The organism is Pseudarthrobacter sp. J1763 (genome assembly GCF_050490295.1).
Lineage (GTDB): Bacteria > Actinomycetota > Actinomycetes > Actinomycetales > Micrococcaceae > JBNPEO01.
Genome location: NZ_JBNPEN010000013.1, coordinates 1 through 25220 on the forward strand (window position 1 = coordinate 1; position 25220 = coordinate 25220).

The following is a 25220-nucleotide window of genomic DNA, read 5'->3' on the forward strand; positions in this document are numbered from 1 at the left end:
GGGGGAAACGCCCGGTCCCATTCCGAACCCGGAAGCTAAGGCCCACAGCGCCGATGGTACTGCACCTGGGAGGGTGTGGGAGAGTAGGACACCGCCGGACAACCATTCATAGTAAAGCCCCGCACCCACACAGGTACGGGGCTTTACTACTTTAACAACCCCACACCGGCCCACACGACGCCGGCCCTGGAACCCCAACGCTCCGCCCGGCCAGGACAAAAGCTCTGTTAGTTCATATCCCGAACGGGCAGAAAACGGCCCTTAGAGGTGATTCTAAACAGCATCACCCACCCACTCGACGGTGTGTCTGATGTGGTTAAGGACGCGTAACAAGTGGGATGGCGCGTGCCGCGATGGCCGCGAAGCGTGCGGCGGAGTGGGGCTGGGAGGCGCGTAGCGGGGTCGAACGTTGTTTAGTTTGTGCGGATTATGGGCTAATCTCACTGTTCGCTGATTGTGAAATTTGGCCTAAATGGGGGCTAAAAACCCCGAAATCGGGCAAAAACACTGAAAACACGCGGATTTCTGCTGGCCTCAGCCGTTCAAACTGGTAAGTTTTCGAACAGTGGTTTCCTCGTACACTGCGGGGAGACTCCAAGAATGATGAACGTCCAGGAGGACACAAATGGCTAAGAACCGTAGTGAACTGGTAGCTGAGGTAGCAGGCAAGGCTGGCACCAGCCAGGCAGCAGTAAACTCCGTGCTCGACGCACTGTTCGAAGTTTTCGAGACTTCCGTTGCAGCTGGCGAAAAGATCACCATCCCGGGTTGGATGGCCATTGAGCGCACCGACCGTGCAGCACGCACCGGTCGCAACCCGCAGACGGGCGAGACCATCCAGATTGCAGCCGGCCACAGCGTTAAGCTGACCGCTGGTTCCAAGCTGAAGGCAGCTGTTTCTAACAAGAAGTAGCCTTCGACACCTCAAGGGACGGTGACCGTGTGGTCACCGTCCTTTGTCGTTTAAGTCGAGTCTCGTTAGGACCTACAGGACATAAGTGTGTCTGTGGTGGGCTGAGCTTCTCAGCGCTGGCGTTACCTTGCTTGCAGTGGTAGGGGTGCCAGCAGTGTACGGAAAAGTTGTGGGCGTGGATCGCGTTGATGGAACGAATTCCCCAGCCCAGGGTCGTGATCATCGACGGAGGTTCCGGACGAGCTTCTGCCGTGTCAGTTTCAGAAGTCGTCTGAACGGCTTCTGGTTGGGGCTCTGCGCGGGGATCTGAGTTTGCGCGCATGAGGGGACGTTACGTCCGAAGCTGCTGGCCAAACATACCCCCTAGGGGTATGTTTGGGGTGTTGAAAGTGAAGCGGTTTGTCCAGGCTCCTCGAAATTCGGCGGGCCGTCACAGCCGTTCAACCCCAGCCCCAAATACTCCGTCTCCGTTCCGCTCGCCGCCGGTGTGCTGGCCTTCGCCGGAGTTGTGCTCTCCCCTGCCTCGGGAGCGGTCCTGATGTCCATTTCCACCATTGCAGTCGCCCTGAACGCCCAGCTCCTGCGCCGGCTGAAACTCGATTCTTCTCTGGTCCGCTAAACTCGTCAGCCACTCGGGCCGGTAATCTTGAAGCCAACTAGATCGCACGGAAGGAGGAACACCATGACCGCCATCTCAGCCCGGCGTGCAACGGCATTTCTCCGAGGCGCGCTCCTTCTCACGGGATTGCTGGCGCTCGTCGCCGGCATTTTGGGCATGCACATTATGACCGGCACGCACGCCATGCCGGCGGTCACCGGTCATAACACGGGGGCACTGACCCACATGCAGGCCCTGGAGCACCGCGGCCACCTCGCGGACATCACCGCGGTCCCGGTGACCACCGCAGCGCCGGGTGTCACGCACGCAACAGCATCGTTATGCGACGATACGGGCGGGTGCACGATGATGTCCACCATGGGCGGGAATTGCGTCCCCTATCCCGGGACCACGACACTGGCAGCGCCGCCTCCGGGCACGACGCCCCTGCCTTCCAGCAGCGGGCCCATTACCGGCATTCCCAACATCGGGGACGAGTTCATTCCGCGAAGTCCTTCTCCGGGGCAACTTTCCATCAGCCGGACGTAAACGGTCAAGCTGCGCTGTGTCCTGCCCGGCGCGCCCCGCTCACCCGATACGCGCCTGCCTGCCGTTCAGCTCGGTTACGGGCGTATTCTCCGGCGTCGTGCAACAACGACAATTCGATGATTGAAGGACTTGAACTCCATGAAGAAAACTCTGACAATTTCTGCCCTTACCCTTGCCTCGGTGATAGCCCTTGCGGGCTGTGCGGGGACCTCCGGGAGTGCACCTGCCAGCTCCATGCCGGGCATGGGCCAACACGAAATGGGGATGGCCTCGAGCTCGGCCTCGTCCTCCTCGGACCACAATGGGGCGGACACCATGTTCACCCAAGGGATGATCCCGCACCACGCCCAGGCCGTGGAAATGAGCGACATGATGCTCAAGAAGCAGGGCATGGATGCCCGGATCACTGCTCTCGCCACCAAGATCAAGGCCGCGCAGGCGCCCGAAATTGAGCAGATGACGGGCTGGCTCACGAGCTGGAACGAACCGACGCAGATGGCGTCCGGCCATGGAATGGGCAACGGGATGATGGGCGATGATGACTTGAAGGCGCTCGATTCCGCCCAGGGTACTGACGCGGCCAAGCTCTTCCTGACCCGGATGATCGCCCATCACGAGGGGGCTGTTGCAATGGCCACGACTGAAATCAGCCAAGGCAGGAACCCTGACGCGATCCAACTGAGCAAGGCAATCGTGACCTCCCAGACAGCCGAGATCAAGGAAATGCAGGATCTGCTGGCCACCGTCTGACCGGTGTCCGCCGGTGCCGGCCCGTCACGGGCCGGCATCGGCCGGTGTCAACGAGCGCAACGTGCGCAGGCTCATCGCTGGATTGAAAGAGATTGGCATCGGTATCGAATCCGTGCCTGGCCCGCACGGCGGGTATCAGTTGAGACCGGGCCACTTTTACCAAGCGTCTTCGGGGAATGATGAAACACGTCGCCTTCTTCCGGGATGTCAACTTTGGCAAGCCAGGCAGCCCAACAAGCACCAATGGCCTTGGCGAAACACGGCACCTCGCCGATGGCTACGCCCTGAGTGCGTGCTGGGACCGGAAAACTTCTGCCGGAGACGCAATCAGCCGAGCATTGCCGTCCCATATAGATTTCCCCTGCAAAACAGTGTGAACCAAGAGCCACTGCGTTGGGCCTTGCGACATTTAGCGCTGCAAAGAATGCGACATTTACCGTTGAAAATCACTCCTCAGCACAGGGCGGTTCAAGTCTGGGCTGGATAAGCACCTACTCTTCGGTCTTCATCCACCGAAAGCGTTCTCGCACCAGGCCGCAGCTGTTACGTGGCAGCTGGGTTAGTGCCCACGGATTAGCCCCACCCCCTGCCTGTGCAAGACAATAGAAGGGTGTCATCTGTCAGGAACCAACCCCATGCCCCGCAAGAGCCCACCCATCAGCAAAAAGCGAAGTCTATGCTGGCGAACAATGGCTTGAACCGGGGCACAGCTCCGGACAATGGCGTAAGCCTTGTCTGGCAGCTCCTAGGCATCGCAGCCTTGGTTATTGGGCTGGGAGCTGGTTTGATCCTCACTGGCGGCTTGTTGGCCCGGGAGGTTTCGGATCCCGGCGCATTGGTTCGTTGGGGTTTACCGATTGCAAAGACGGTTCTCAACGTCTCTATGGCCACAGTGATTGGCGGCTTGATCTTTGCCACCACCATCCTTCCTCACAAACTAACCGGTACCCGCGCCAGCAAAGTCAGGGATGTCTCTCCAGAGCATCCGGCGTTTGCACGTGCGCTCTCGGTGGCGGGCATAGCCTCTGTTCTATGGACGTTGTCTTCCATCGCCGTGCTGGTATTCACCTACGCAGACATGTCTGGTCAGCCGCTGGCCGGTGACCGGGAGTACACCAACGCACTGGTGTACTTTATGACCGACTTCCCTAACGGCCGCGGAGCAGTGGCCGTAGTGATTGTTTCCGCTCTAGTCACCACAGCACTTTTTGGTATCCGCTCACTCACGGGCCTAGCCCTGACGCTCGCCTTGGCGATCGGCGGTCTCATTCCACCAGCCCTCAACGGCCACGCAGCCAGCTCCAGCGACCACGAAGGGGCAGTGAACTCCATTGGCCTGCACCTTTTGGGTGTCTGCGCTTGGGTAGGCGGCATTGTGATCCTCGCAGCGGTCTCCGACGTACTGGCAAAGTCCGGCGCCAAATCCGGCGCCAAGGCAGCCACCAAGTCGAGCGCGAAGGCCACCGGTAAAAACAGCAACAACACCCAAAGAGCCAACCTCAAGCTGGACCTGACCACTCAAACTTTGAAGCGGTTCTCATCACTGGCAGGGTTCGCCTTCGTTTTGGTGTTCGCCTCGGGTGTGATTAGCGCGAGCATCAGGGTGACCTCATGGCATGACCTATTCACCTCGAGCTACGGTCAGCTGATCATCATCAAAACCATTGCCGCCCTGATCCTCGGCGCTGTGGGCCTGATGCACCGCCAATGGGTGATCCCGCAGCTGGGCCGCCCGGGCTTCGCTGTCCGCCGTGTGCTGTGGCAATTGATCACCGTTGAACTTTTGGTGATGGGTGCGACGTCGGGAATTGCAGTTGCGTTGGCCAGTTCCGCGCCGCCGACTGTCACTAGTTACGCGCCGGACGCGACTCCCGCTTTTATCCTCAGTGGCTATGAACTGCCACCCGAACCCACGATGGAGCGTTGGGTTAGCGAGTGGCGCATGGATTGGCTGTGGATCACAGTGGTCTTGGCTTTGGCCGTGGCGTACATTCTGGGCATCCGCAAATTGCGTGCTCGTGGCGACTCATGGCCCGTGTTCCGCACCGTCGCATGGTTTATTGGTTTGCTCGCACTGACTTACATCACCTCCGGCCCGCCGGCTGTGTATGGCCGCGTGCTGTTTTCCGCGCACATGGTGGACCACATGGCGTTGACCATGGTTGCCCCGCTGTTCCTGGTGGTGGGCTCGCCCGTGACACTTGCGCTGCGGTCTCTGACTCCGCGTGGGGATGGCAGCCGTGGACTGCGTGAATGGCTCCTCTTGTTTGTTCATTCCAAGTTCTCGCAACTCATCACGCACCCGCTGTTCGCGGCGGCCAACTTTGCCGGCTCCATTGTGCTGTTCTACTTCTCCGATGCTTTTGGCTTTGCGATGAAGGATCACGTGGGCCACGAGTTGATGAACTTCCACTTCTTGATGACTGGCTACATTTTTGTCCAGACCATGATTGGCAGTGACCCGCTTCCACGCCGCGCTGCATACCCGCTGCGCCTCTTGCTGCTGTTGGCAACTATGGCCTTCCACGCGTTCTTCGGCGTCTCGATTATGGGCGGTACCGGTTTGCTGGCGGCTGATTACTTTGGCAACTTGGGCCGGCCGTGGGGCCTCTCGGCGTTGGCCGATCAGCAATTGGGCGGCGGCGTTGCGTGGGGGATCGGCGAAGTGCCAACCCTTTTGGTGGCGATTGGTGTGGCCGTGATGTGGTCCCGCTCGGATGAGCGCGAAACAAAACGCAAAGACCGCGCAGCCGACAGGAATAACGACGCCGATCTGACCGCTTACAACGATATGTTTGCCAAACTCGCGGCTAGGGAAAGACCAACCGGCACCAGCGCAAACGTCAACACCGAATCGAAGGAGTCCTTATGACCAGCACAGCCCCCACAGCGTCGCTCCGTACGCAGGGCCGTGTTCGCGCCTCCGAATTGGTGGGACGCGGTTGGCTGAATACCGGTGGAACGCAACTGGACCTCGAGGCATTGCGCGGCAAAATTGTGCTGCTCGACTTCTGGACTTTCTGCTGCATCAACTGCCTGCACGTATTGGACGAGCTGCGCCCACTCGAGGAGCAGTACTCGGACGTGTTGGTCACCGTTGGTGTGCACTCGCCGAAGTTTGAACATGAAGCTGACCCGGTTGCCCTAGCGGCCGCCGTTGAGCGCTACGAGATCCACCACCCGGTGCTGGATGATCCTGAGCTGGACACGTGGAAAGCTTATGCAGCACGCGCTTGGCCCACCCTGGTGGTCATTGACCCCGAGGGTTACATTGTGGCCAACCTCTCCGGCGAAGGACACGCAGGCGGTCTTGCCGTTCTGATTCCTGAGTTGATTGCCGAGCACGAAGCCAGGGGCACGCTCCACCGCGGCGACGGCCCGTACATTGCACCTGAAGCTACTGCTGGTACGCTCCGTTTCCCCGGTAAGGCACTTTTCCTGCCGGCAGACGGGGACCAGAGTGCTGCAGGCAGTTGGCTGGTCACGGACACCGGCCACCACCGTTTGGTGCGCTTGGCAACCGATTTTGAAACGGTCCTGGACACCTACGGTTCCGGAACCAAGGGATACAACGACGGCGACAGCACCACCGCCCAGTTCAACGAACCTCAAGGCTTGACCCTTCTACCGGCAGTCGTGGCAGAAAAGGCCGGTTACGACGTCGTTATTGCCGACTCTGTTAACCACCGTCTGCGGGGGCTGAACCTCAGCACTGGCGCGGTAAGCACGTTGGCTGGCAATGGTGTGCAGCGGCTGTTGGAGGCCGGTCCGGCACGTGTTGATAACGACGGCGCCGCAACAGACGGTGCCTTGGCATCTGATCCGCTTCAGGTCGCGCTGAGCTCCCCGTGGGACGTTGTCTGGTCTCAAAAGTTGAGCGCCGTGGTGGTGGCGATGGCCGGTGTGCACCAGATTTTCAGTTTTGACCCGGCCACCGGTGCTGTGAAGATCCTTGCGGGCAACGGGCTTGAAGGCTTGTTGGACGGCCCCGCCGATCAATCGTGGTTTGCGCAGTCTTCCGGCTTGGCGGAGGACGCCGAAGGCAACATTTGGGTGGCCGATTCTGAGACCTCGGCGCTGCGCAAGCTGGTGATTGCTGATGATCAGTCCGTCACTGTGGAAACTGCTGTGGGTAAGGGCTTGTTTGATTTTGGCTTCCGTGACGGCGCTGCCGCCGAAGCCCGCTTGCAGCACCCCTTGGGTGTTACTGTCCTGCCGGACGGTTCCGTGGCCATCGCTGACACCTACAACGGTGCAGTGCGCCGCTTCGACCCCAGCACTGGCACTGTTTCAACCTTGGCTCGTGGTCTTTCTGAACCATCTGACGTGATTGTGGACCACACGCACGTCGCCGGGGAGGAGCCGCTCCTGGTGGTGGTTGAAGCGAACAAGCACCAGCTGGTGTACGTGCCAATCCCCAAGGAAGCGCAGCAGGTTGACGAAGGCGCCTCCCAGACGCAACGGCCCAAGAGCCCTGTTGCGGCTGGTCCCTTTGATCTGACAGTTCGGTTTAAGGCACCTACTGGTCAGAAGCTGGATGACCGTTGGGGGGATCCCACTCAGTTGAAGATTTCTTCCACACCGCCTGAGCTTTTGGTCTCCGGCGGCGGAACGTCGGTAGGTCTCAAGCGCACCCTAGAACTGTCCGGTGATGTTCCTGAGGGTATCTTGCACATCACCGCGCGTGCCGCGGCCTGTGACGGCCCGGAAAACGAGGACGGGGAAATTCCGGACCACGCTGCGTGCCACCTATACCAGCAGGACTGGGGCATTCCGGTTCTTTTGCAGTCCGACGGCGACACTGAACTGGTGTTGGACCTGCGCGGAATGGACTAACTCGCCGCTAAAGCATCCGGTGGGAGCGGGCTAGCGAATGAGTGCCGCAGACTCGCTAGTACGTGACCACCGGGGTGACGGTGATCTTGTCGGCGCCAACGTTCAGTTCAGTGGTGAAGCTGAAGTCGTGGACCACCTTCAGGGTGGAGATTTCACCGGTGAACAGGTCCTGTTCGCGCGCTGTGAGCTGCGCTGTGCCCTTCAACGGCGCAACTACCCAATGTCCCTCAAACGGTTCGATGCTGACCTTGGGGTAGTCCTTGATGGCCCACTTGATGGTGCCGTCCTCTACCCGGTTGGTGCTCACGTGATAGAACGGGCAATTCGGTTGTAGCTGTTGTTGCTTGGTGGCCTCGGCTGCACAATCATCCAGGTACTTTTTGAGCTGGCCGCCAACAGCATTCCTCAGGGCTGTGTTGGCTTGGGTGGCAAGGTTGAGGCCGGGCAGTTCTTCACGAGCCGAAGTGACGGTGGCTCGTTGGGGTGCTGCTGTGAAGTATTCGGACGTGTAGCTGGCCTCATATTCGCCCGGGTAAAAAACTGCGAAGCTTGCTTTCCCATTGGGCGCGTTGACGGGTTTTCCGTTGAGCTCAACTTCAACGGAGTTCACCACGGAAACGTTCACGGTGGGCAGGGTAGAGGGCACTAGGCTCCACTTGTTAAAGAACAGCCACTGTGTGCCAGTCTTTTCCAGCAAGAATTCGGTTTTCAGGTGGCTGCCGTCAATGGTGTACTCCACCGGGACCATCATCTGGCCGCCGTCGCGCGGTTCAGGGGAACCGAGTTTGACGTCATCCACCCGTGAGCTGGCCGTCTTGAGTGCAGCACCATCCAGCATCGCCGCATTAGCTGCTGGCACGTTGGCGCGCAGCAGGCCTAGAGCTTTGGCACCGTCCCCATTGTGCAGGGCAGCCAAATATTCACGCACCGGCTCTTGCGGGCCGGCGGCACCGTTGTTCACCAGGGTGATTGTCACAATGGCCGCAGCGATCGCCAACAGTAGACCAGTCAGCCAACCGGCTGCGATCTTTATGAGGGCCTGACTCATCTGCATTGTCCCTACGTTACCGGCAGAGGGCCCCTGAGGGCCGTATAGCCCTAACGACGGCGACGCGAAGACGTCCCAAATACGCCTCGCAACAACTCACGGCCCAGCTGGGTGCCGAAGGAACGAACCATCGACTTCAGCCCACCACCGAGGGCGCCGCCCAAGGCGCCGACAACCTCGCCAACTGCTCCGCCGCCGTCGTTCCTTTGCTGGCGAGGCTCCGAAGGCAACGAAGGAGACGGCAGTGGTGGTGCTGGCAGCGGCGGGGCAGCGTCACCGGTGGGCGCAGCTGCCTGACCGGCGAGCTTTTCGAAAGCTGAAACGTTGTCAACAGCCGTGCCGTACTTGCTCAGCAGCGACGAACCAGCCACAGTGCTCTTGACCAGTTCATCCGTGCTGGGGCCCATCACAGATTCCGGCGCGCACAAACGTGTCAAAGCCACCGGGGTAGGTGCGCCCTTCTCATTCATCACGGTAATTACTGCCTCACCAATGCCGGCCGAGGTCAGTACCTCCTCAAGGTCGTAGTCACTGACCGGGAAGGTGGAAACTGTGGCTTTGAGTGCCTTGGCGTCCTCCGGGGTGAAAGCGCGCAGCGCGTGCTGAATGCGGTTAGCCAATTGACCCAAAACCTCGGACGGAACGTCCTTGGGGGTCTGGGTGACAAAGAAAATACCTACACCCTTAGAACGGATCAGGCGCACCGTGGTGGTGATGGCATCCAAGAACGCTTTGGAGGCGCCGTTGAACAGCAAGTGGGCCTCGTCAAGGAAGAACACCAATTTGGGTTTGTCCAGGTCGCCAGCCTCGGGAAGATCCTCAAAGAGGTCCGCGAGCAGCCACATCAAAAAGGTGGAGAACAACATGGGCTTGGTCTGCAGGGTGGGCAGTTCCAAACAGGTGACCACCCCGCGGCCGTCAGGTGCTGTACGCAGCAGCTCGGCGGTGTCGAACTCGGGCTCACCGAAGAACGGCCCCATCCCCTGGGCTTCAAGGTTGACCAGTTCACGCAGGATCACACCGGCCGTGGCCTTGGAAAGTCCGCCGAGCTGGGCGAGTTCGTCCTTGCCCTCATCCGAGGTCAGGTACTGAATGACGGCGCGCAGATCCTTGAGGTCAATAAGCTCAAGGTTCTTCTGGTCAGCGAAGTGGAAGATGAGCTGCAGGCTGGATTCTTGAGTGGCGTTCAGTTCCATCACACGCGACAGCAAGATGGGGCCAAATGAAGTAATGGTGGCGCGGACCGGGATGCCATTACCGTCCCCGCCGAGGGCCAAAAATTCCACCGGGAACGTTTTGCCGGACCAGTCCTGGCCTAGGCTGTCCGTGCGGGCTTTGAGCTTCTCGCTACCGGTGGCGGCAGTGGCCAAGCCGGAGAGGTCACCCTTGATGTCCGCGAGGAATACCGGAACGCCAGCTGTGGAAAGCTGCTCTGCCATCATGTGCAACGTGACTGTCTTGCCGGTACCCGTGGCTCCGGCGACGAGCCCGTGCCGGTTCATCATGGAAAGCGGCAAACGGACTGGGGCATCCTTGTGAAGTTCACCGTCAATGAGCGCAACACCGAGCTCAATGGTGGGTCCTTCAAGGGTGTAACCCTGCTGGATGGTGGCAAGCTTTTCTGCGGTGGTTTTCTCAGCCATGAGGTTAGCTTAGCGGTTAGCGCCAAGCACTTTAGTGAACGCCAAGTGTCCGACTGTTTCCGGGTCCGCATCCAGATCAAACTGAGCTGTGTAGCCGGTGGCAAGATAGAGGTTTTTGGCTTCAGGCTGCCGCGGTCCGGTGGTCAAATAAATATTGCTGTAACCGCTCTCTACAGCCAGTCTTTCCAGTTCGGCCAACACCAAGCGCCCCAAACCACGACGCCGGTGAGCTGAGGATGTCCAGATCCGTTTCAGTTCCGCCGTGGTTTCGTCATAACGGCGGAATGCGCCTCCGGCGATTGACTCGCCGGCCTCTTGGATGATCACCAGCGCCCCGTGCGGGGCGGCAAATTCTTCTGCCGGGTAGCGGTTGAGTTCCTCGAGCGCACCTTGGGGGCCGAACTTGTCTCCATAGCGGTTGGTGTATTCCACGGCGAGCTCTTCAAGCAGCGGCGCCACCCGAGGATCATGCATGGGAAGCGTCAAGATTTCTAGAGTTGATTCGCTGGTCTCAGTTGTCATGGTTCAGTTCTTTCCCGCTGCGGCTGGTTCTGAAGGTGCAGTTTGTGACGTTGTGGGGGTAACGCGAATCGCTTCGAGGATGTTCCGCGCAAGGGCATCGTTCTCCCTGAACGGTGCGGCGTTGGTGCTGGGACGGGCAAAGGCGCCGGCGCCCCACCCGGACGTTCCGGGACCTATGCCAAAAAGCGCGGCTTGGGTGTTTCCACCGGCACCTACCAGCTGGTGTTGGGCAGTCACTAACAACTTGCCGGTTGAGCGGATGCCGTCCGAGGTCAGCAGCTGTTGCTCAGTGCCTAAGCCGCTGCTGTGCAAGGAGGCTAGGACGGGGTTAAGGGAGCGGGCTAAGGATGTTGCCGGTAACCGTGCCTCAATCAGAGCGGTGGTGCTGATACGCACTCCGGATTGCCGTGAGCTTGCAATGAACGTCCCGTTGGTCTGGTCAACTGAAACTTCTAGGCTTGGGCCCAGAAATTCCAGCAGCCCGGCACGGTGTAGAGCCAACATTTGGCGTAGCCGGTGTGGGGGAGGCCCAGAGTCCACAAAGCTGAAGAAGCCGTGCCACCACCCATGGATGTGCTGTTGCGATGGTGCGTTCAGCCGTTCCACCGGAACCACCCGGCCCACTTCCATGTACACGTGTAAAAACGCCAAGAAGAGGGCTAGGGTCTCCGGATGATCAGGGCTATCCCGCTGTTGCAGATCCCGTTTAATGTACTGGGCTAGGGCTGTTTGAACATCCTGATGGTCAGCAAAGTACACACCCCTAAAGGGGTCATCCAGACGCTCCAAGTCCAGATGAAGTGCAGTTTCCGGCACGGCTGCTGCGATCAGTTCGGCGCGCTCGCGGGAATACCAATCCAGCCCGTTAAATTGCGCCTCAAAGGACTCCCATGCCATGGCCGCACGTTCGGGGCTGCCGGTCAACACCTCGCGATAGTAGAAGTAGCCGGCCTCTTTGGCGATCAGCGGCCAGAGGTGTTCACGGAAGTCCAACTCTTCGTGTTTTTCTAGCAGTTGGCCCACTGCGGCGGCGGAGAAAAATCGTAAGGGCCCGGGTGCTGCACCTTTAAGCTGGGCCGAAATTTTGGAGTGATACGGCACCCCACGCCGGGAACCGGCCCACAACTTTGGTTCCTTTCCCGACGGAAGGTAGCGCAGCTCGCCGTCGGACATTGTTTCAAAACGGCCGCCACGCCCTTCCATGAGCAGGACCAGAAGGTCCACAAACGCAAGCCCCATACCGGCGACGATCACGTCCTGGCCGGGGGCGATCGCTGAATAGTCGACGTCCGTGGTGTAGCTGGGTGCTGCGTGGAACCCGCCGTGCTGGGCAGCAAAAACGGAGAACCGTGCGGAGGCGGAATCTGGGCGGGAGTCAGTGTGCCCCAAAGCGGTGACCACAACATCGGCGTGCAGGGTTTCTCCGTTGGCCAGCAGAACGCTGTAACCGCCAGCTTCTGCAGGAATGTCGGCGGTGCCCCCTGCTTCAATGAGCTCTGCGCCAGTGACATCTCCACTAGTGATGGGGTATGAGTAGTAATGGAACAGAATTGCGCGTTTAAGGCAAAACCATCGGTATAGCGGTTGGCGCTAAGCGCGTGATCGTGGTCCTTGGCTGCGGGTGAAGTTGAAGTTGCTCGCGGAGGTCGATCTCTTCGGGCATGTGTCGTTCAGAAGTCGTCTGTACTCCGCTGGGGCATCAGTGATCGCTGGCTTTTGACGGATCAGGCGTTTGGGCCGAGGTGGCAGTAGAGCGTCGCGCGACTCCACCCGACCAGGCGTGCCGCATCTTCGGCGGTGCGTCCCTTCGCGCGGGCGTCCTTCGCGATCGCGAGCTTATCCGCGATCACCAAAGGGTCCGAGAGCGGACGGCCGAACCGGGTGCCCGATTGCCGGGCCGCGGCGATCCCGGCATTGACGCGTTCAACGATCAGCTCGCGCTCGTACTCGGCCAGGGAGGCCAGCAGGTTCAACATCATCCGACCGGTGGATGTCGCCGGGTCGATCCCGTCCGAGATGGAGCGCACGTTCACACCGCGTTCGCGCAACAGGTTCACGGTGTTCAGCACATCGATGAGCGACCGGCCGAGCCGGTCGACCCGCCAGACCACCACGTTGTCCCCGGCCTCGGCGTACTCGAGCAGCTTCTTCATCCCGGGCCGCTCGATCGCGGTCCTGCTGCCGGAGGTGACGTCGGCGAACACGTCGCGTTTCTGCACCCCGGCCTTGACCAGCGCGTCGAGCTGAAGCTGCGCATCCTGGCTCGAAGTACTCACACGCGTGTATCCCAAATGTCTCACGCCACCATTTTGACTCAGAAACCTCTTCGCGGCAATCGGATGAGACGCTTTACGGCGGGATGACTTTTCGAGACACTTGGCGCCCCGCCACCCGGGGCCGGCCGATTTTCGAAGGGGGACCCGCACCAATGTCTCAAAAAGCTTTAGTTTTTCAAGACGCCGCCAAGGGCTCGCTTGGCGGCGCCCTGTCATTGGTGGGTCCATCAGAAGCCGACAGCAGGGTCGGCGCTGGCCTTTTCGGGCCGACTCCCGGATCCCATGTTGATGGGTGGTTCTGCACAGCAAATGCGGCCATTTCTGGTGCCACAAGCAATCGATGGGGAAGGTGGCGTGGCGGACGCCGGTTCCCTGCAGTATGGGAAGGTGCCCTTGGCCTCGAAATGCCACATGCAGCAGAAGAACGACACCGCCCCAGATGAACAGTTCACCAACAAACAGCGCAGCCGCTCCATACGAGCGGAATCGCCACTAATATCGATTCTAGATATCGGTTCCCGATATGACTGGTATTGAACGAGGTGCAAATGCGTGAACTCACCCGTGCCGCCGTCCGGCTGCACATCCTGCACCATGCCGCCGAGGAAGAAATTCACGGCGCATGGATGTCAGAGGAACTCTCCAACCACGGATACTCGATTTCCCCGGGGACGTTGTATCCAACCCTGCACCGGATGGAAGAGCAGGGACTGCTCACCTCCCGCCAGGATGTCGTTGGCGGGCGTCCCCGTCGAATCTACCGAGCCACACCACAGGGCCTTGAAGCGCTGGCCGAAGGCCGCAAGGCCGTTGCCGAGCTAGCCGCCGAAGTGCTCCCTAACGCCGCAAAAGGACAGTGACAATGAGTAATCATCCAACCTTGGCGCGCCGGCTGGGGACTGCCGACGCGGTGGTCATCGGGCTGGGGTCGATGATCGGCGCGGGCGTCTTTGCGGCCTTCACCCCCGCCGCCGCGGCGGCGGGGTCGGGCCTTTTGGTGGGTCTCGTGGTGGCGGCGTTTGTCGCGTTCTGCAATGCCACATCCTCCGCCCAACTCGCAGCGGCCTATCCAACCTCGGGTGGAACCTACGTCTACGGGCGTGAACGCCTTGGCCCGTGGCCGGGGTACCTGGCCGGATGGGGCTTCATCATCGGCAAGACCGCCAGCGCCGCGGCGATGGCCATGACGTTTGCCGCCTACGCGGCCCCGGTCGGATGGGAACGACCGGTCGCCATCGCCGCCGTGATCGGCCTCGCGGCCGTGAATTACCACGGAGTCACCCGCACCGCACGGCTGACGCGAATCCTGGTGGTTGCCGTACTCGTTGCCCTGGCCGTTGGCGTGGCCGCCGCCTGGGGAGGCAGCGAACCCGCTCCGCCGAACATTCTTGGCGAAGGCCTCCTGGCCCACGGGTGGTACGGGATCATGCAATCGGCGGGACTGCTGTTCTTCGCGTTCGCCGGGTACGCGAGGATCGCGACGATGGGCGAAGAAGTCCGCAACCCCCAGCGAACCATCCCGCGTGCCATCGGAATCTCCCTGCTCATCACGATCATCGTTTACGCGATCATCGCCGTGACGCTGCTGGCAGCCCTCGGGCCCGAGGGAATCGCGGCCTCCACAACCCCCTTGGCCGATGTCGTGAGCTCGGGTGCTTGGGCGTGGGCGGCGCCGATCGTACGCGTGGGCGCCGCCGTGGCAGCGCTGGGCGCACTGCTCGCCTTGGTGGCCGGGTTGGGCCGCACCAGCCTGGCCATGGCCAGGGAACACGACCTGCCGCATTGGCTTGCCGCCGTCCACCCTCGCTACCAGGTCCCGCATCGGGCCGAGGTGATCCTGGCGGTCGTGATTTGCGCCGTGATCGCCGTGGCGGATCTGCGTGGAGCCATCGGATTCTCATCCTTCGGCGTCCTGGTCTACTACCTGGTGGCAAACATCGCGGCGTTCACCCAACCTGCCGCTGATCGCCGCTACCCCAAGGCGCTGCAAGCCATCGGCGCCCTGGCCTGCGTTGCCCTGGTCGCGACGCTGCCACCGGCCTCGGTCCTGACCGGAGTGGCCGTCTTTGCTGTCGGGATCCTGCTGCGTGTGCTCCGGTTACGCCAGCACGGGTAGCTTCCGGATACAGGAGAGGAATCCCTAGCTGAAGCAGCAAGTTGGCCGCCAGTCCGCGATAACAGTCCTCGACAAAGAGCGAGGAAATCCACACGCGTCGCCGGGACCCGAGAGCGTCTCCGATCCGGTCGCTACCGGACACCTGAACCGGGGGTGATTTCGTTTGGCGGTTTAGATGCGGTTAGTGTCCGGCTCCGAGTTTGCCCGCCATGCGTTCGCGCATGTTCAGGCTGGCCGCGTTCAGGCCCTCGATTTCGACGGTCTTGCCGTACTTCTCATATTTTGCGGTGATGGCATCCAAGGAGGCGATCGTGGAGGCGTCCCACAGGTGCGAGTTGTACATGTCGATGACGACGTGGTCGGGATCCTCAACGTAGTCGAACTGGGTGTAGAGGTCGTTGGACGAAGCGAAGAAGAGCTCCCCGTTGACCTCGTACTTGGCGATCTGTTCTCCGAAGTGTTCCTCGATGCGCCGTTCCACGGTGACCAGGTGGGCGACCCGGTTGGCGAAGAGGACCATGGCGGTGAGCACACCGACGCCGACGCCGATGGCCAGATTGTGGGTGGCGACGGTGAAGATGACCGTGACGAGCATGACGGTGGTTTCGCTCTTGGGCATCATGCGCAAGGTGGAGGGCTTGATGCTGTGCCAGTCGAAGGTGGCCACGGACACGAAGATCATCACGGCCACCAGTGCGGCCATCGGGATCAGGGCCACGATGTCGCCCAGGGCGACCACCAGGATCAGCAGGAACACCCCGGCCAGGAAGGTGGAGATGCGGGTGCGGGCGCCGGAGGCCTTGACGTTGATCATGGTCTGGCCGATCATCGCGCAGCCGCCCATGCCGCCGAAGAAACCGGTGATGATGTTCGCCGCGCCCTGGCCCCATGACTCACGGGTCTTGTTGGAACGGGTGTCGGTGACGTCATCGACCAGCTTGGCGGTCATCAGGGATTCCAGCAATCCGACGAAGGCCATGGCCAGCGCGTAGGGAAAGAGGATCTGCAAGGTCTCAAAGTTCAGCGGCACGTTCGGCAGGAACAGGGCCGGAAGGCTCTCGGGCATCTCCCCCTTGTCTCCCACGGTGGGGACGGCCAGGGATGCGATGACGGCGATCAACGTGAGGACGACGATGGCCACCAGCGGGGCAGGCACGGCGGTGGTGATCTTGGGCAGGCCGAAGACGATCAGCAGGCCCAGAATGGTGAGCGGGTAGACCAGCCAGGGGACGCCGAGCAATTCGGGGACCTGGGACATGAAGATCAGGATCGCCAGGGCGTTGACGAATCCGACCATGACCTGGCGGGGAATGAACCGCATCAGCTTGGCCACACCCAGCACCGCGAGGATGACCTGGAATACGCCCGCCATGATCACGGCGGCAACGAAGTAGTCCACGCCGTGGCTTTTCACCAGGGGTGCGATGACCAGGGCGATGGCTCCGGTGGCCGCGGAAATCATGGCCGGGCGTCCGCCGAGGAAAGCGATGGACACGGCCATGGTGAAGGACGCAAAAAGTCCGATGCGCGGATCGACCCCGGCGATGATGGAGAAGGCGATGGCCTCGGGGATCAGGGCCAGGGCCACGACCAATCCGGCGAGGACCTCAACCTTGAGCAGGCGTGGGGATTTGAGGGTGCGCAGAACGGATTGCCGTTCCTCCGGAGACAGGACCGGGTGGCCCGTTGTGGTCTGAATGGCCATTGAATGGCTCCGTTCGAAAGAAGGTGTGAGCGCCAAGGCGCTCGGTTACATAGAATCAATGGGTCTGTGCGCCATCGCGTTGTGCAAAGCATGGCCGCGACTAGGAATGGCCGCGGCAGCGCACCAAGTGATTCCAACTCTAACTTAACGTAAGGGTAGAGTTGGTATTTGAGGGAGAAGGAGAACCCCCATGAACGAGACCCAGCCCCCCACCAAAACTGAACAGACCATGCATATCGGGGACCTGGCCGAGGCCACGGGCCTGTCCCAGCGCACCATCCGCCACTACGACGAGGTGGGCCTGCTGCCGGCGACCACGCGCAGCGAAGGGGGCTTTCGGATCTACACCGAATCCGACCTGCAGCGCATGCTGGTGATCCGCTCCATGAAACCGTTGGGATTCACCCTGGAGGAAATGGGCGAACTCCTGGACACCGTGGACACCCTCGCCGTTGAACCGGAGAATCAGGCCGCACGGGACCTGCTCGGGCAGTACCTGCAACGGGCGAATGAGAAGCGTGACAAGCTCGCCCTGAACCTTGAACGCGCTGACGCGTTCATTCACGACCTCCGAAGCAAATAGTCCAAGATCGCATTCGAGAGAGGGCTGCTGAGGTCATATCGGCGCCTCGCTGACATCACTGGCAGACTACCGAAAATGATGGCTTGCAAGGCGGATCGGGAGATTTGCCGCACAGATGAGTCAGCTTCCGGAGGCGGCCGGGCTTCGCAAGGGTCGTAGCCCTTGGAGCGTGGGCGCGGTGAACGCGTAGCGGCCCAGCATGTTGATGTGGGCATCGGCCAGCGGGGACAACCTCGTGATGTCCTCTTCCGGGATTTATTGCCCGTTTTCGCGCAGTGCCGTGATGGCGGCATCGGTGTACTTGGTGTTCCAGAGCACGACGGCGTTAAGCACCAGCCCCAGCGCGCCGAGCTGGTCTTCCTGGCCCTCGCGGTAACGCTGGTAGATTTGCCCGCGCCTACCGTGGAAAATTGCCCGGGCCAGACGATGACGCGACTCCTGCACCGTGAGCTGGGAGTTGATGGCCCGCCGGTAGGTCTCATCGGTCGGGTCGATCAGGGACAACAAATGAAGGGTCTTGGCGATGCGCCCATATTCGATGAGCGCTGCCCCCAGCGGCGCCGGGGACCCGTTCTCACGGGTCAGCATGCGCAGCAGATCGTACGCGCGCACCGATCCGGTAGCCAGGGAAGCGGCCACACGGGTCATGTCCTCCCAGTGCGTGGTGATTTTTTCCAGGTTGATCCTGTGCCGCGCAACCTCATTGAGTGCCCCATAGTCGGCGGCCGCCTCGCCACGGAACGTTGCGCGCCACAGGCGCTGGTCGGTGAGGTCCGCGATGCGTGGGGAGAACCTGTAGCCGAGCAGGGTGAAGATCCCAAAGACCATGTCCGAGTAGGATGCCGTATCGGAGGCGACGATTTCGGGCTTGGGCCCGCCGTCGAGGTTGAGCATCGTGTCCAGCACATACAGCGAGTCGCGGGCCGTTCCCGGGACCACGACGGCGCCGATGCCGGCGACCTGGTCGTTGACGGCGTTGAACCATGTCAGGCCCCGTCCGTGTCCGAAGTATTTCGGGTTCGGGGCCGCGTTGATCGTGCGCACCGGGACCACGAACCGTAGCCCGTCCACAGAGGCCAGCAGTCCGCCGCCCCATGAACGGGCTACCGGAATGTTCGACTGGGCGTCGATCAGGAGCGCGTTGGCGGCGGTGTGGGTCTCGGCGCGGATGTAGTTTGCGTCCACATGCCCCAAGCGTTCACGTGTCAGCGCGGGTTGTCCGTCGGCCACGACAGGGGTCAGTCCGACATTGCAGGCCTGGGAGATGAGCACGGCAGCCACCGACAGCGGTAGGTCACGCATTCGGGGACCCGACCCGGAAAGGTGAGTGTAGGGGTCAAGGAATCCGGTCCAGGAATGCACTTCAAGCAGGATCTCGGGAAGATCCACCTTCGGAAGCATCTCTGCAATTTGTGCCCGTAGCCTGGTCAGCGATTCGGGGATTTCCAGGGCATCGAGCCGCGCTACAGATAGTTTGGCTCTCCCCTCGCCGTCATCGACCAAACGGACGCTCGAGTCCGGGCCAGCCTTTTCTACGGCTTCGACTAAGCCGCGCCACGCGGCGTCCAACACGTCGATCTTCGCCCGCAGGTGCTCGTCCACCGGGGTGTCCAGGCTCAATGACCGCAAGGCCGGTTCCCGTGCCGCATCCCACGCGGGGCCCGCGAGCAGTTGTGCGCGCGGATCACACCATCGGGTTGAAGTTGTTGCAAACACGTCGCGTCGGCGCAGGTTCGCTCGCAATTGTTCCAGGACGCACACCACCCACGCGTCGCGGTCAACTTCGGTTCCATCGCTTCGCCCGAACACGGCTGCATGCCAGGATGGCGGCACCAGCGCCGCGTCAATTTCTTCGCGGCGTACCTTGCGTCGCCCGTGCAGCCCATCGATCCCAGCCAAGGCAGTCACGACACGTTCCCCGGACGGTGTGGCGCCCCAGGGAATCGTGGTTCCCAGCAGCTTCAGGAATGGGGCAACGGTGCGGAAGCGTCGAGACATTTGCTCGCGCATCGCGCCCTCAGCGCCAGTTCCGTCAGGGACGAGCTCGCCGATTTTCGCAACGGCATCAACAATCCGGTCACGGGTAGTGATCTTCTCCAACGCAGCCCATGCGGCAGTGACGTCGAGGCTCTCACCCGCATCTTCAAGCACGCGCAGCAGCTCGGCTCCGACCCGGGCCAAGACGCTGGAAGCCTTCTCGAGCTCGGGCATCTTCGCCAATCGGTCCGCGGTCGCAGCACGACGGGAGGGGCCCATCACCTTTGTCGCCATGAGCAGGTCAAAAAGATCCAGCGCGTCATCGACTGCGGACGCTTCCAACGCCGCAAGCGTTGCCACCAATGTCGCCGTGCGGCGTGGCTCGGCAAGCCTGCTTAGCGTCTGGGCCTTGGACCCCAGACCGTAGCGGGCCAAGGAACGCACCCGTGCCGGGGGCACCATCGACAAGTCAGCCGCCCCGGTCCCGAACGAACGGACCATAGCCGTCCGCTGCAAAGACTTTTCCAGTTCGGGACCCGACACCCGCGTCGGCCCGGTACGCAACAATTCTAGGCGGCTTGCCCGATCGCCCCGATCAGCTCCCAGCAAGCTCCGTAGCACCACCGGCAACCGTGGATCGGCGCTCTGAGCCGCAGCAGCAAGCTGCGCGTGCAAACGGCCCGTCGCTTGGTCGCGGGTCGCGGCCACGATCCGTGCCAATACACTCACGCCGGGCAATAGAATCTTCTCCCGGCGCAACCAGGCAACCGCGTGTCCGAACAACATGGTGAGCCCCTCACCATGGGTCCAGGACCGAGAAAAGACGAAAGCCGTCAACGCTTCGGTTAAGGGAGCATCAAGGTCCCGGTACCCGTAGACGGCACGGATCTCGCGTGCATGCGTGTTGGCTGTCTCCACGCGTTCGGTGTATCGCTTGACCACCGAGGGATCCGCGATCCCGAGCTGCGCCGCAACGTAATCGACCACAGACCATGGCACATCGAGCGGGTCAGCAAGCAGCGCCCCCAAGAACCGGGCCGTTCCGATCTGTAAAGCAAAACCTAGCCGGCTGTGCTGACCTCTGCGTCTGCGGATCAACTCCTGATCGGTGTCGTCAAGATAAAAGAACCGCTCCAGATCGTCCTGCGAGGGCTCTCCCACGAACCGCCCGAACGCGGCAACCTGCGCATCACTCAAGAATTCAACCGGCACACCCTACAGACTACCGACAGCCACGAAGCCAAGGGCTAAACGCGCAATCCTGTTCCATTACTACTCAAACCCCCACCTCGAGCTGGTCCTTCATGACCGGCGGCAGGGTGCTGGTCTTGGCAGCGAAGTAGCGTTCGATCCGGGTTGGCCGGTCCTCGATAAGCAGGCCTGCCGCGGCCAGAACGTCGATCGTGGAGATGACGTTGCCGGAGTATTGGCGCAGTTGGAGGACGTCGGTGGCGCGGATCTTCGCGGTCGGGCTGAGCCGGAAGCCCTGCAGCAGCCGCAGCGATCGGGTCACGTCGTTGCGTTGCCGCTTGCTCCAGCCGGCCCTCGCGGCGTGTTCACGGACGATGGCGGCGCAGTAGCGGGTCAGGTCTCTGTCTTCGAGGCGGGCACGCGCTGCGAGGGCCGCGGGATCGGGCGCCATATCGAACAACGGCATCTGCACGCCGTAGTCGGCAGCCGAACCCGTGCCGGGCGGGTTGTTCTTGTCCCGCCGCTTCCATGGGGCGCGTTGTTCCGGGCTCAGCGGCGGTGCGCCCCGGCGTGCGGAGGTCATGTTGGCGAAGAAGAGCTGGTGCCCGGCCTTATTCGCGCCGGCCAGGTCCAGGCCATGTCCGGGCTCCTGGAGCATTCGGGCCTGTTCCAGACACAGCCGGCAGGCCCGCCGCTCCCCGATACGGGCCGCGCGCCCGCAAAAGTCGCAGATTCCTTCCGGGTTGTGGGAGCGCCACCAACGACACTGCCAGCACGTCCAGTTGTAGCGGCGGTAGACACCCCACGCCAGACAGCCCTTGCACGAGCCTGGGTATTGCGGGCTGCCGGGATGGCAGCTGGCGCACATGCCTTGGCTGAAGTAGCCCGCGTTGGTGCCGCACTTGGAACACGGGGGCGGGATGAACGGGCCGCCGGGAAGGCAGTCATAGCAATAGTCCACCCGAGGGTGGGCCCACGCGACACGGTTGATCTGGCAGTGGGGGCACATCGATGGCGGCCGCAGCGCCGCCGTCGGGCCCGGGGCGGGACTCACAATAGCCCTGCCTATAGGGGCGGCTCGGACCGTGGCCTGCCGAATCTCGGCGTGACGACCGGCGATACCCCGTCATTGCCGGCGCCGTGGCTCTGGTCATCGCCGTTGACGGTCTCGGTCGCGCGTGGACGACGTGCAGCGATTTTCTCCGGCTCGGGACTCATCAGGTCCGTCGGCGTGCACTTCAACACTGAGCAGAGCACGTCGAGCTCCTCGAGTCTCATCGTCGCCGGTGTCCCGGCCCACCATGAGGACATCTTCCCGGCGCTGATCTCCAGCCCGGCATCGGCGAGCATCCGGCGCATCTGCGCCGATTTCCAGACCCCGCGTTCGGCGGCTCTGATCCGCAGGTTCCACAGCACGGCCTCATCCTTCCTTTTGTGTGGTCGCGAAGCGGGACTCGACCCGCTCATTGGCGTTCTTCCAGGCCAGTTCGACGTGCTCGCTGCGCACGTGGATGTAACCCGAGGTAGTCGCGAGCCACTGATGCCCCAGCAGCTCCTGAAGCGCCTTGATGTCCATCCCGGCCCCGTACAGCGAGGAAGCGCAGTAATGCCGCAGAACGTGGGGAGTCATCCGACCCGACCATGCCGGCAACCACTGCTCGACCTGCAACCCCAAGCTGCGCCGCAGCGCGTTGCCACCGACCCGGCCGCATCGCCCCAGCTCGCGGTCGAACCGCTCCGAGGGAAGCAAAGGCGCATCGGGATCAGCCCAGTCCTCGCCGTACTGGTGTCGGACCTCGCCCAGCCACCAGTCGATCAGCTCTGCCGCGCCATTGATCGCGGGCACCAGACGCGGCTTCGGGCCGCGGCCCTGTGCTCCCTTGCCGAACCGGACATGGAGCTTGCCGAACCCGCCCAGGTCCGGGCGCCAGTCACGGATGTCGAGCATCACGGTCTCGTTGATCCGCAACCCGAGCCGACGCCACAGCGAGGCAGCGAAGTAATCCCGCGCGGCGGGCAGATACTTGCGGGCCTGCGGGATCGAGTGCCGCCAACACGTAAAGAACGCGTCGATCTCGGCATCCGACGGCGGCACTCTGACGTTGCCCAGCGCCGCCCCGGACTGGCGGTTGAACTCATCGATGGGCTGCTCGACCAGCACCCCGGCCACCCGATGGATCCGGCCCTGATAACGGCTGATCATGAACTCGTAAAACAACGCCAGTGTCCCTGCCTTGCCAGCCCTGGTGCTCACACTGCGACCCAGCCTGCGCTGCTCGGCCAGGAACCGGTCGGCGTCCTGACAGGTCGCCGCCCACAGCGGGCCCGTCACCGACCGGGCGAACTCAATAATCGTCGCCCGGGTATTGCGGATATGCGAGTCGCTCAAACCAGCCGCTGCCATCGCCAACGCGTACTGGTCAACGATCTCCTGCTCGAAATCCTCGGCCGCCTGCACACTCCAGAACGCCGGATCCATGGCGCCGCCACCGGGCAACGCCACCAGCACCATCAGCGACCAACTTCAGAAGGAGCGAGCATGCGTCGACATTACGCCCAAACCGTCACTCTCGTCGATGGTTCGTCGATTCGGGCCCCAAGGGGCTCCGAACCGACATCACCTGCTCAAACGCGAATCCCGGCCGCAGAACAGGCCAACGAACCTGAGCGAATAGAGATACCCGCGGCCCCCTTGATGGACCCCGTGGCCGCGGAGCTGCCCACGACAGGAGATGCACTGTGAGCGCACCGAACCGCAAAGGCATGGGCCTGGGGGACGCGATCCTGATCTGGCTGGCTATCGGATTCATCGTCATCGTCGGCGGCGGCGCGTACGCCGCCGTGCACATCGGGTCATGGATGGCCGGCCTGCCGACACCGCCAAGGCACCCGATTGACCTGATCGCCGGCCTCGTGAAAGGCAAAGTCATCTGGCCGGTCCAGTCGACCATCGTTGTGGCAGTGATCGTGGGTTTGATCCTGGCGCTGGCTATCGTCGTGTTCTGGGCGTGGAGGAAGGGTGCCTCCAAGCGCGCCCGCGTCGACAAAGCAGCCCGATACCTCGGCCGCGGCAAGCACCTGACCGCGTTCTCGGCGAAGGGCGCACAGGCCACCGCCGACCGCCTGGGCGTCACCGGCAACCCCGGCATCGTCGTGGGCAAGGTTGTCTCCACCGGGCAGACGTTCATCCAGTCCTGGGAAGACCTCAGCCTCGACATCTGGGGACCCCGAACCGGTAAGTCCACCTCCCGGGTCATCCCTGCGATCCTCGACGCACCTGGTGCGGTCGTCTCGACCTCGAACAAGCGCGACGTCGTTGACGGGACCCGCGGCGTCCGCGTGGCCACCGCACCGGTGTGGGTCTTTGACCCACAGAAGATCGCCCAGGAAGAACCGGACTGGTGGTGGAACCCGCTCTCCTACGTCACCGACGAAGAGAAGGCCTACAAGCTCACCCAGCACTTCTCCGTCGGCTCCCGGGTCCCCGGCTCCAAGCCGGACGCCTACTTCGACCCCAAAGCCGAAGACATCCTCTCCTCCTACTTCCTCGCCGCCGCCCTCGGCGGCCTGCCGATCACGCAGGTCTACTTTTGGGTCACCGAGCAGGTCAACCGGGAACCGATCAACATCCTCAAAGCACACGACTACGAGCTGCAGTACCGGGGGCTGGAGTCCACGCTGGAGTTGGCGGACAAGCAGCGCGACGGCATCTTCGGCACCGCCGAGAAGATGATCCAGTGCCTCAAGAGCCGCAACACGCTCCGCTGGGTCGCCCCCACCGGAGGGGCCACGGTCGCCACCGACGCGCGGCGGCAGTTCAACCCTCACGCCTTCGCCGCGTCCCAGGAAACGATCTACATCCTCTCCAAGGAAGGAGCCGGCTCGGCCGCCCCGCTCACCACCGCGCTGACCGTCGCCATCGCCGAGGCCATGGAAGAACGGGCAGAGCGCAGCGGCGGACGCCTGCCCAAGCCGGCCCTGTTCGCGCTCGATGAGCTGGCCAACGTCGTCCGCTGGGCGGCCCTTCCGGACCAGTTCAGCCACTACGGCTCCAAGGGCCTGATCGTCATGGGGATCCTGCAATCCTGGTCCCAGGGCGTCGAACTCTGGGGCGAGGCAAACATGCGGAAAATCTGGTCGGCCGCCAACGTCAAGGTCTACGGCGGGGGAGTGGCCGAGGAAGGCTTCCTCCGCGCCCTCTCGGACCTGATCGGGGACTACAGCTACACCAACGTCTCCATCAGCTCCGGCAAAACCGGGTCCAGCCGCTCCCGCCAGGAAGGCAAAGAACGCATCTTCGACGTCTCCAACCTCGCAGAGCTCGACCGCGGCCGCGCCGTGGTCCTCGCCTCCGGCGCCCCCGCGACGCTGGTGCGCACCATGCCCTGGTTCACCGGCAAGCACAAAGACGCTGTCGAGGCGTCAATCCGGCGCTACAGCCCCCGCCCGGAGGAGGCAGGGACCCTTCTGGCGGCAACGGCTCCCGCCGCCAACCCTTGGGTCACCGGGTAGG

At 62.3% G+C, this 25220-nt stretch carries 18 protein-coding genes, 1 rRNA gene and 1 pseudogene; 10 read left to right on the forward strand and 10 right to left on the reverse strand.

Going from position 1 to position 25220, the window contains the following annotated elements:
* From rrf to ACQQCD_RS11775, 6 genes are all read left to right on the forward strand, one after another.
* Positions 1-100: ribosomal RNA gene (gene rrf / locus ACQQCD_RS11750) — 5S ribosomal RNA — on the forward strand; the annotation flags it as partial.
* Between the two features lie 525 nt (positions 101-625).
* On the forward strand, positions 626-913 hold the full coding sequence (locus ACQQCD_RS11755) for an HU family DNA-binding protein (protein ID WP_430268571.1): 288 nt from the start codon (positions 626-628) through the stop codon (positions 911-913).
* A gap of 682 nt (positions 914-1595) precedes the next feature.
* Entirely contained in the window at positions 1596-2060 is a 465-nt protein-coding gene (locus ACQQCD_RS11760) for a hypothetical protein (protein WP_430268572.1), read from the forward strand.
* A 138-nt stretch (positions 2061-2198) separates the two neighbouring features.
* Positions 2199-2810: a DUF305 domain-containing protein gene (locus ACQQCD_RS11765; RefSeq protein ID WP_430268573.1), complete on the forward strand. Its 612-nt coding sequence runs from the start codon at positions 2199-2201 to the stop codon at positions 2808-2810.
* A gap of 676 nt (positions 2811-3486) precedes the next feature.
* Complete coding sequence (locus ACQQCD_RS11770) at positions 3487-5682, forward strand: cytochrome c oxidase assembly protein (RefSeq protein WP_430268574.1); 2196 nt, start codon at positions 3487-3489, stop codon at positions 5680-5682.
* Positions 5679-7646, forward strand: a complete 1968-nt coding sequence (locus ACQQCD_RS11775) for an NHL domain-containing thioredoxin family protein (RefSeq protein WP_430268575.1) — start codon at positions 5679-5681, stop codon at positions 7644-7646. The genes ACQQCD_RS11770 and ACQQCD_RS11775 overlap by 4 nt, the downstream gene beginning before the upstream one ends.
* A gap of 55 nt (positions 7647-7701) precedes the next feature.
* Here ACQQCD_RS11775 and ACQQCD_RS11780 read toward each other — a convergent pair whose 3' ends face one another.
* From ACQQCD_RS11780 to ACQQCD_RS11800, 5 genes are all read right to left on the reverse strand, one after another.
* Positions 7702-8694: a hypothetical protein gene (locus ACQQCD_RS11780; protein WP_430268576.1), complete on the reverse strand. Its 993-nt coding sequence runs from the start codon at positions 8692-8694 to the stop codon at positions 7702-7704.
* 50 nt (positions 8695-8744) lie between these two features.
* A complete protein-coding gene (locus ACQQCD_RS11785; protein ID WP_430268577.1) occupies positions 8745-10337 on the reverse strand; it encodes a helicase HerA-like domain-containing protein in 1593 nt (530 codons plus the stop codon).
* A 9-nt stretch (positions 10338-10346) separates the two neighbouring features.
* On the reverse strand, positions 10347-10859 hold the full coding sequence (locus ACQQCD_RS11790; protein WP_430268578.1) for a GNAT family N-acetyltransferase: 513 nt from the start codon (positions 10857-10859) through the stop codon (positions 10347-10349).
* A 3-nt stretch (positions 10860-10862) separates the two neighbouring features.
* Complete coding sequence (locus tag ACQQCD_RS11795; protein WP_430268579.1) at positions 10863-12260, reverse strand: hypothetical protein; 1398 nt, start codon at positions 12258-12260, stop codon at positions 10863-10865.
* Positions 12261-12583: 323 nt separating this feature from the next.
* Complete coding sequence (locus tag ACQQCD_RS11800; protein WP_430268580.1) at positions 12584-13159, reverse strand: recombinase family protein; 576 nt, start codon at positions 13157-13159, stop codon at positions 12584-12586.
* Positions 13160-13683: 524 nt separating this feature from the next.
* Between ACQQCD_RS11800 and ACQQCD_RS11805 the strand changes: the two genes are divergently transcribed.
* Together ACQQCD_RS11805 and ACQQCD_RS11810 are read left to right on the forward strand one after the other, a co-directional pair.
* Positions 13684-13995: a PadR family transcriptional regulator gene (locus ACQQCD_RS11805; RefSeq protein ID WP_430268581.1), complete on the forward strand. Its 312-nt coding sequence runs from the start codon at positions 13684-13686 to the stop codon at positions 13993-13995.
* 2 nt (positions 13996-13997) lie between these two features.
* Positions 13998-15251 carry an APC family permease gene (locus ACQQCD_RS11810; protein WP_430268582.1) on the forward strand — a complete coding sequence of 418 codons (1254 nt, stop codon included), beginning with the start codon at positions 13998-14000 and terminating at the stop codon, positions 15249-15251.
* A gap of 181 nt (positions 15252-15432) precedes the next feature.
* Here ACQQCD_RS11810 and ACQQCD_RS11815 read toward each other — a convergent pair whose 3' ends face one another.
* A complete protein-coding gene (locus ACQQCD_RS11815; RefSeq protein ID WP_430268583.1) occupies positions 15433-16956 on the reverse strand; it encodes a SulP family inorganic anion transporter in 1524 nt (507 codons plus the stop codon).
* Between the two features lie 190 nt (positions 16957-17146).
* Here ACQQCD_RS11815 and ACQQCD_RS11820 point away from each other — a divergent pair, with 190 nt between their 5' ends.
* Positions 17147-17539, forward strand: a complete 393-nt coding sequence (locus tag ACQQCD_RS11820) for a MerR family transcriptional regulator (RefSeq protein WP_430268584.1) — start codon at positions 17147-17149, stop codon at positions 17537-17539.
* 120 nt (positions 17540-17659) lie between these two features.
* Here the strand turns inward: ACQQCD_RS11820 and ACQQCD_RS11825 are convergent.
* The 4 genes and pseudogenes from ACQQCD_RS11825 to ACQQCD_RS11840 all read right to left on the reverse strand — a co-directional run bounded on the left by ACQQCD_RS11825 (position 17660) and on the right by ACQQCD_RS11840 (position 23219).
* Positions 17660-20728 (reverse strand): annotated as a pseudogene (locus ACQQCD_RS11825) (Tn3 family transposase).
* Between the two features lie 64 nt (positions 20729-20792).
* Complete coding sequence (locus tag ACQQCD_RS11830; RefSeq protein WP_430268585.1) at positions 20793-21365, reverse strand: hypothetical protein; 573 nt, start codon at positions 21363-21365, stop codon at positions 20793-20795.
* A gap of 407 nt (positions 21366-21772) precedes the next feature.
* Entirely contained in the window at positions 21773-22123 is a 351-nt protein-coding gene (locus ACQQCD_RS11835) for a helix-turn-helix domain-containing protein (protein WP_430268586.1), read from the reverse strand.
* A gap of 4 nt (positions 22124-22127) precedes the next feature.
* Entirely contained in the window at positions 22128-23219 is a 1092-nt protein-coding gene (locus ACQQCD_RS11840; RefSeq protein WP_430268587.1) for a tyrosine-type recombinase/integrase, read from the reverse strand.
* A 227-nt stretch (positions 23220-23446) separates the two neighbouring features.
* On the opposite strand from ACQQCD_RS11840, the gene ACQQCD_RS11845 reads away from it, so the two are divergent.
* Positions 23447-25219: a TraM recognition domain-containing protein gene (locus ACQQCD_RS11845; protein WP_430268588.1), complete on the forward strand. Its 1773-nt coding sequence runs from the start codon at positions 23447-23449 to the stop codon at positions 25217-25219.
* The last annotated feature ends 1 nt before the right edge of the window (position 25220 follow it).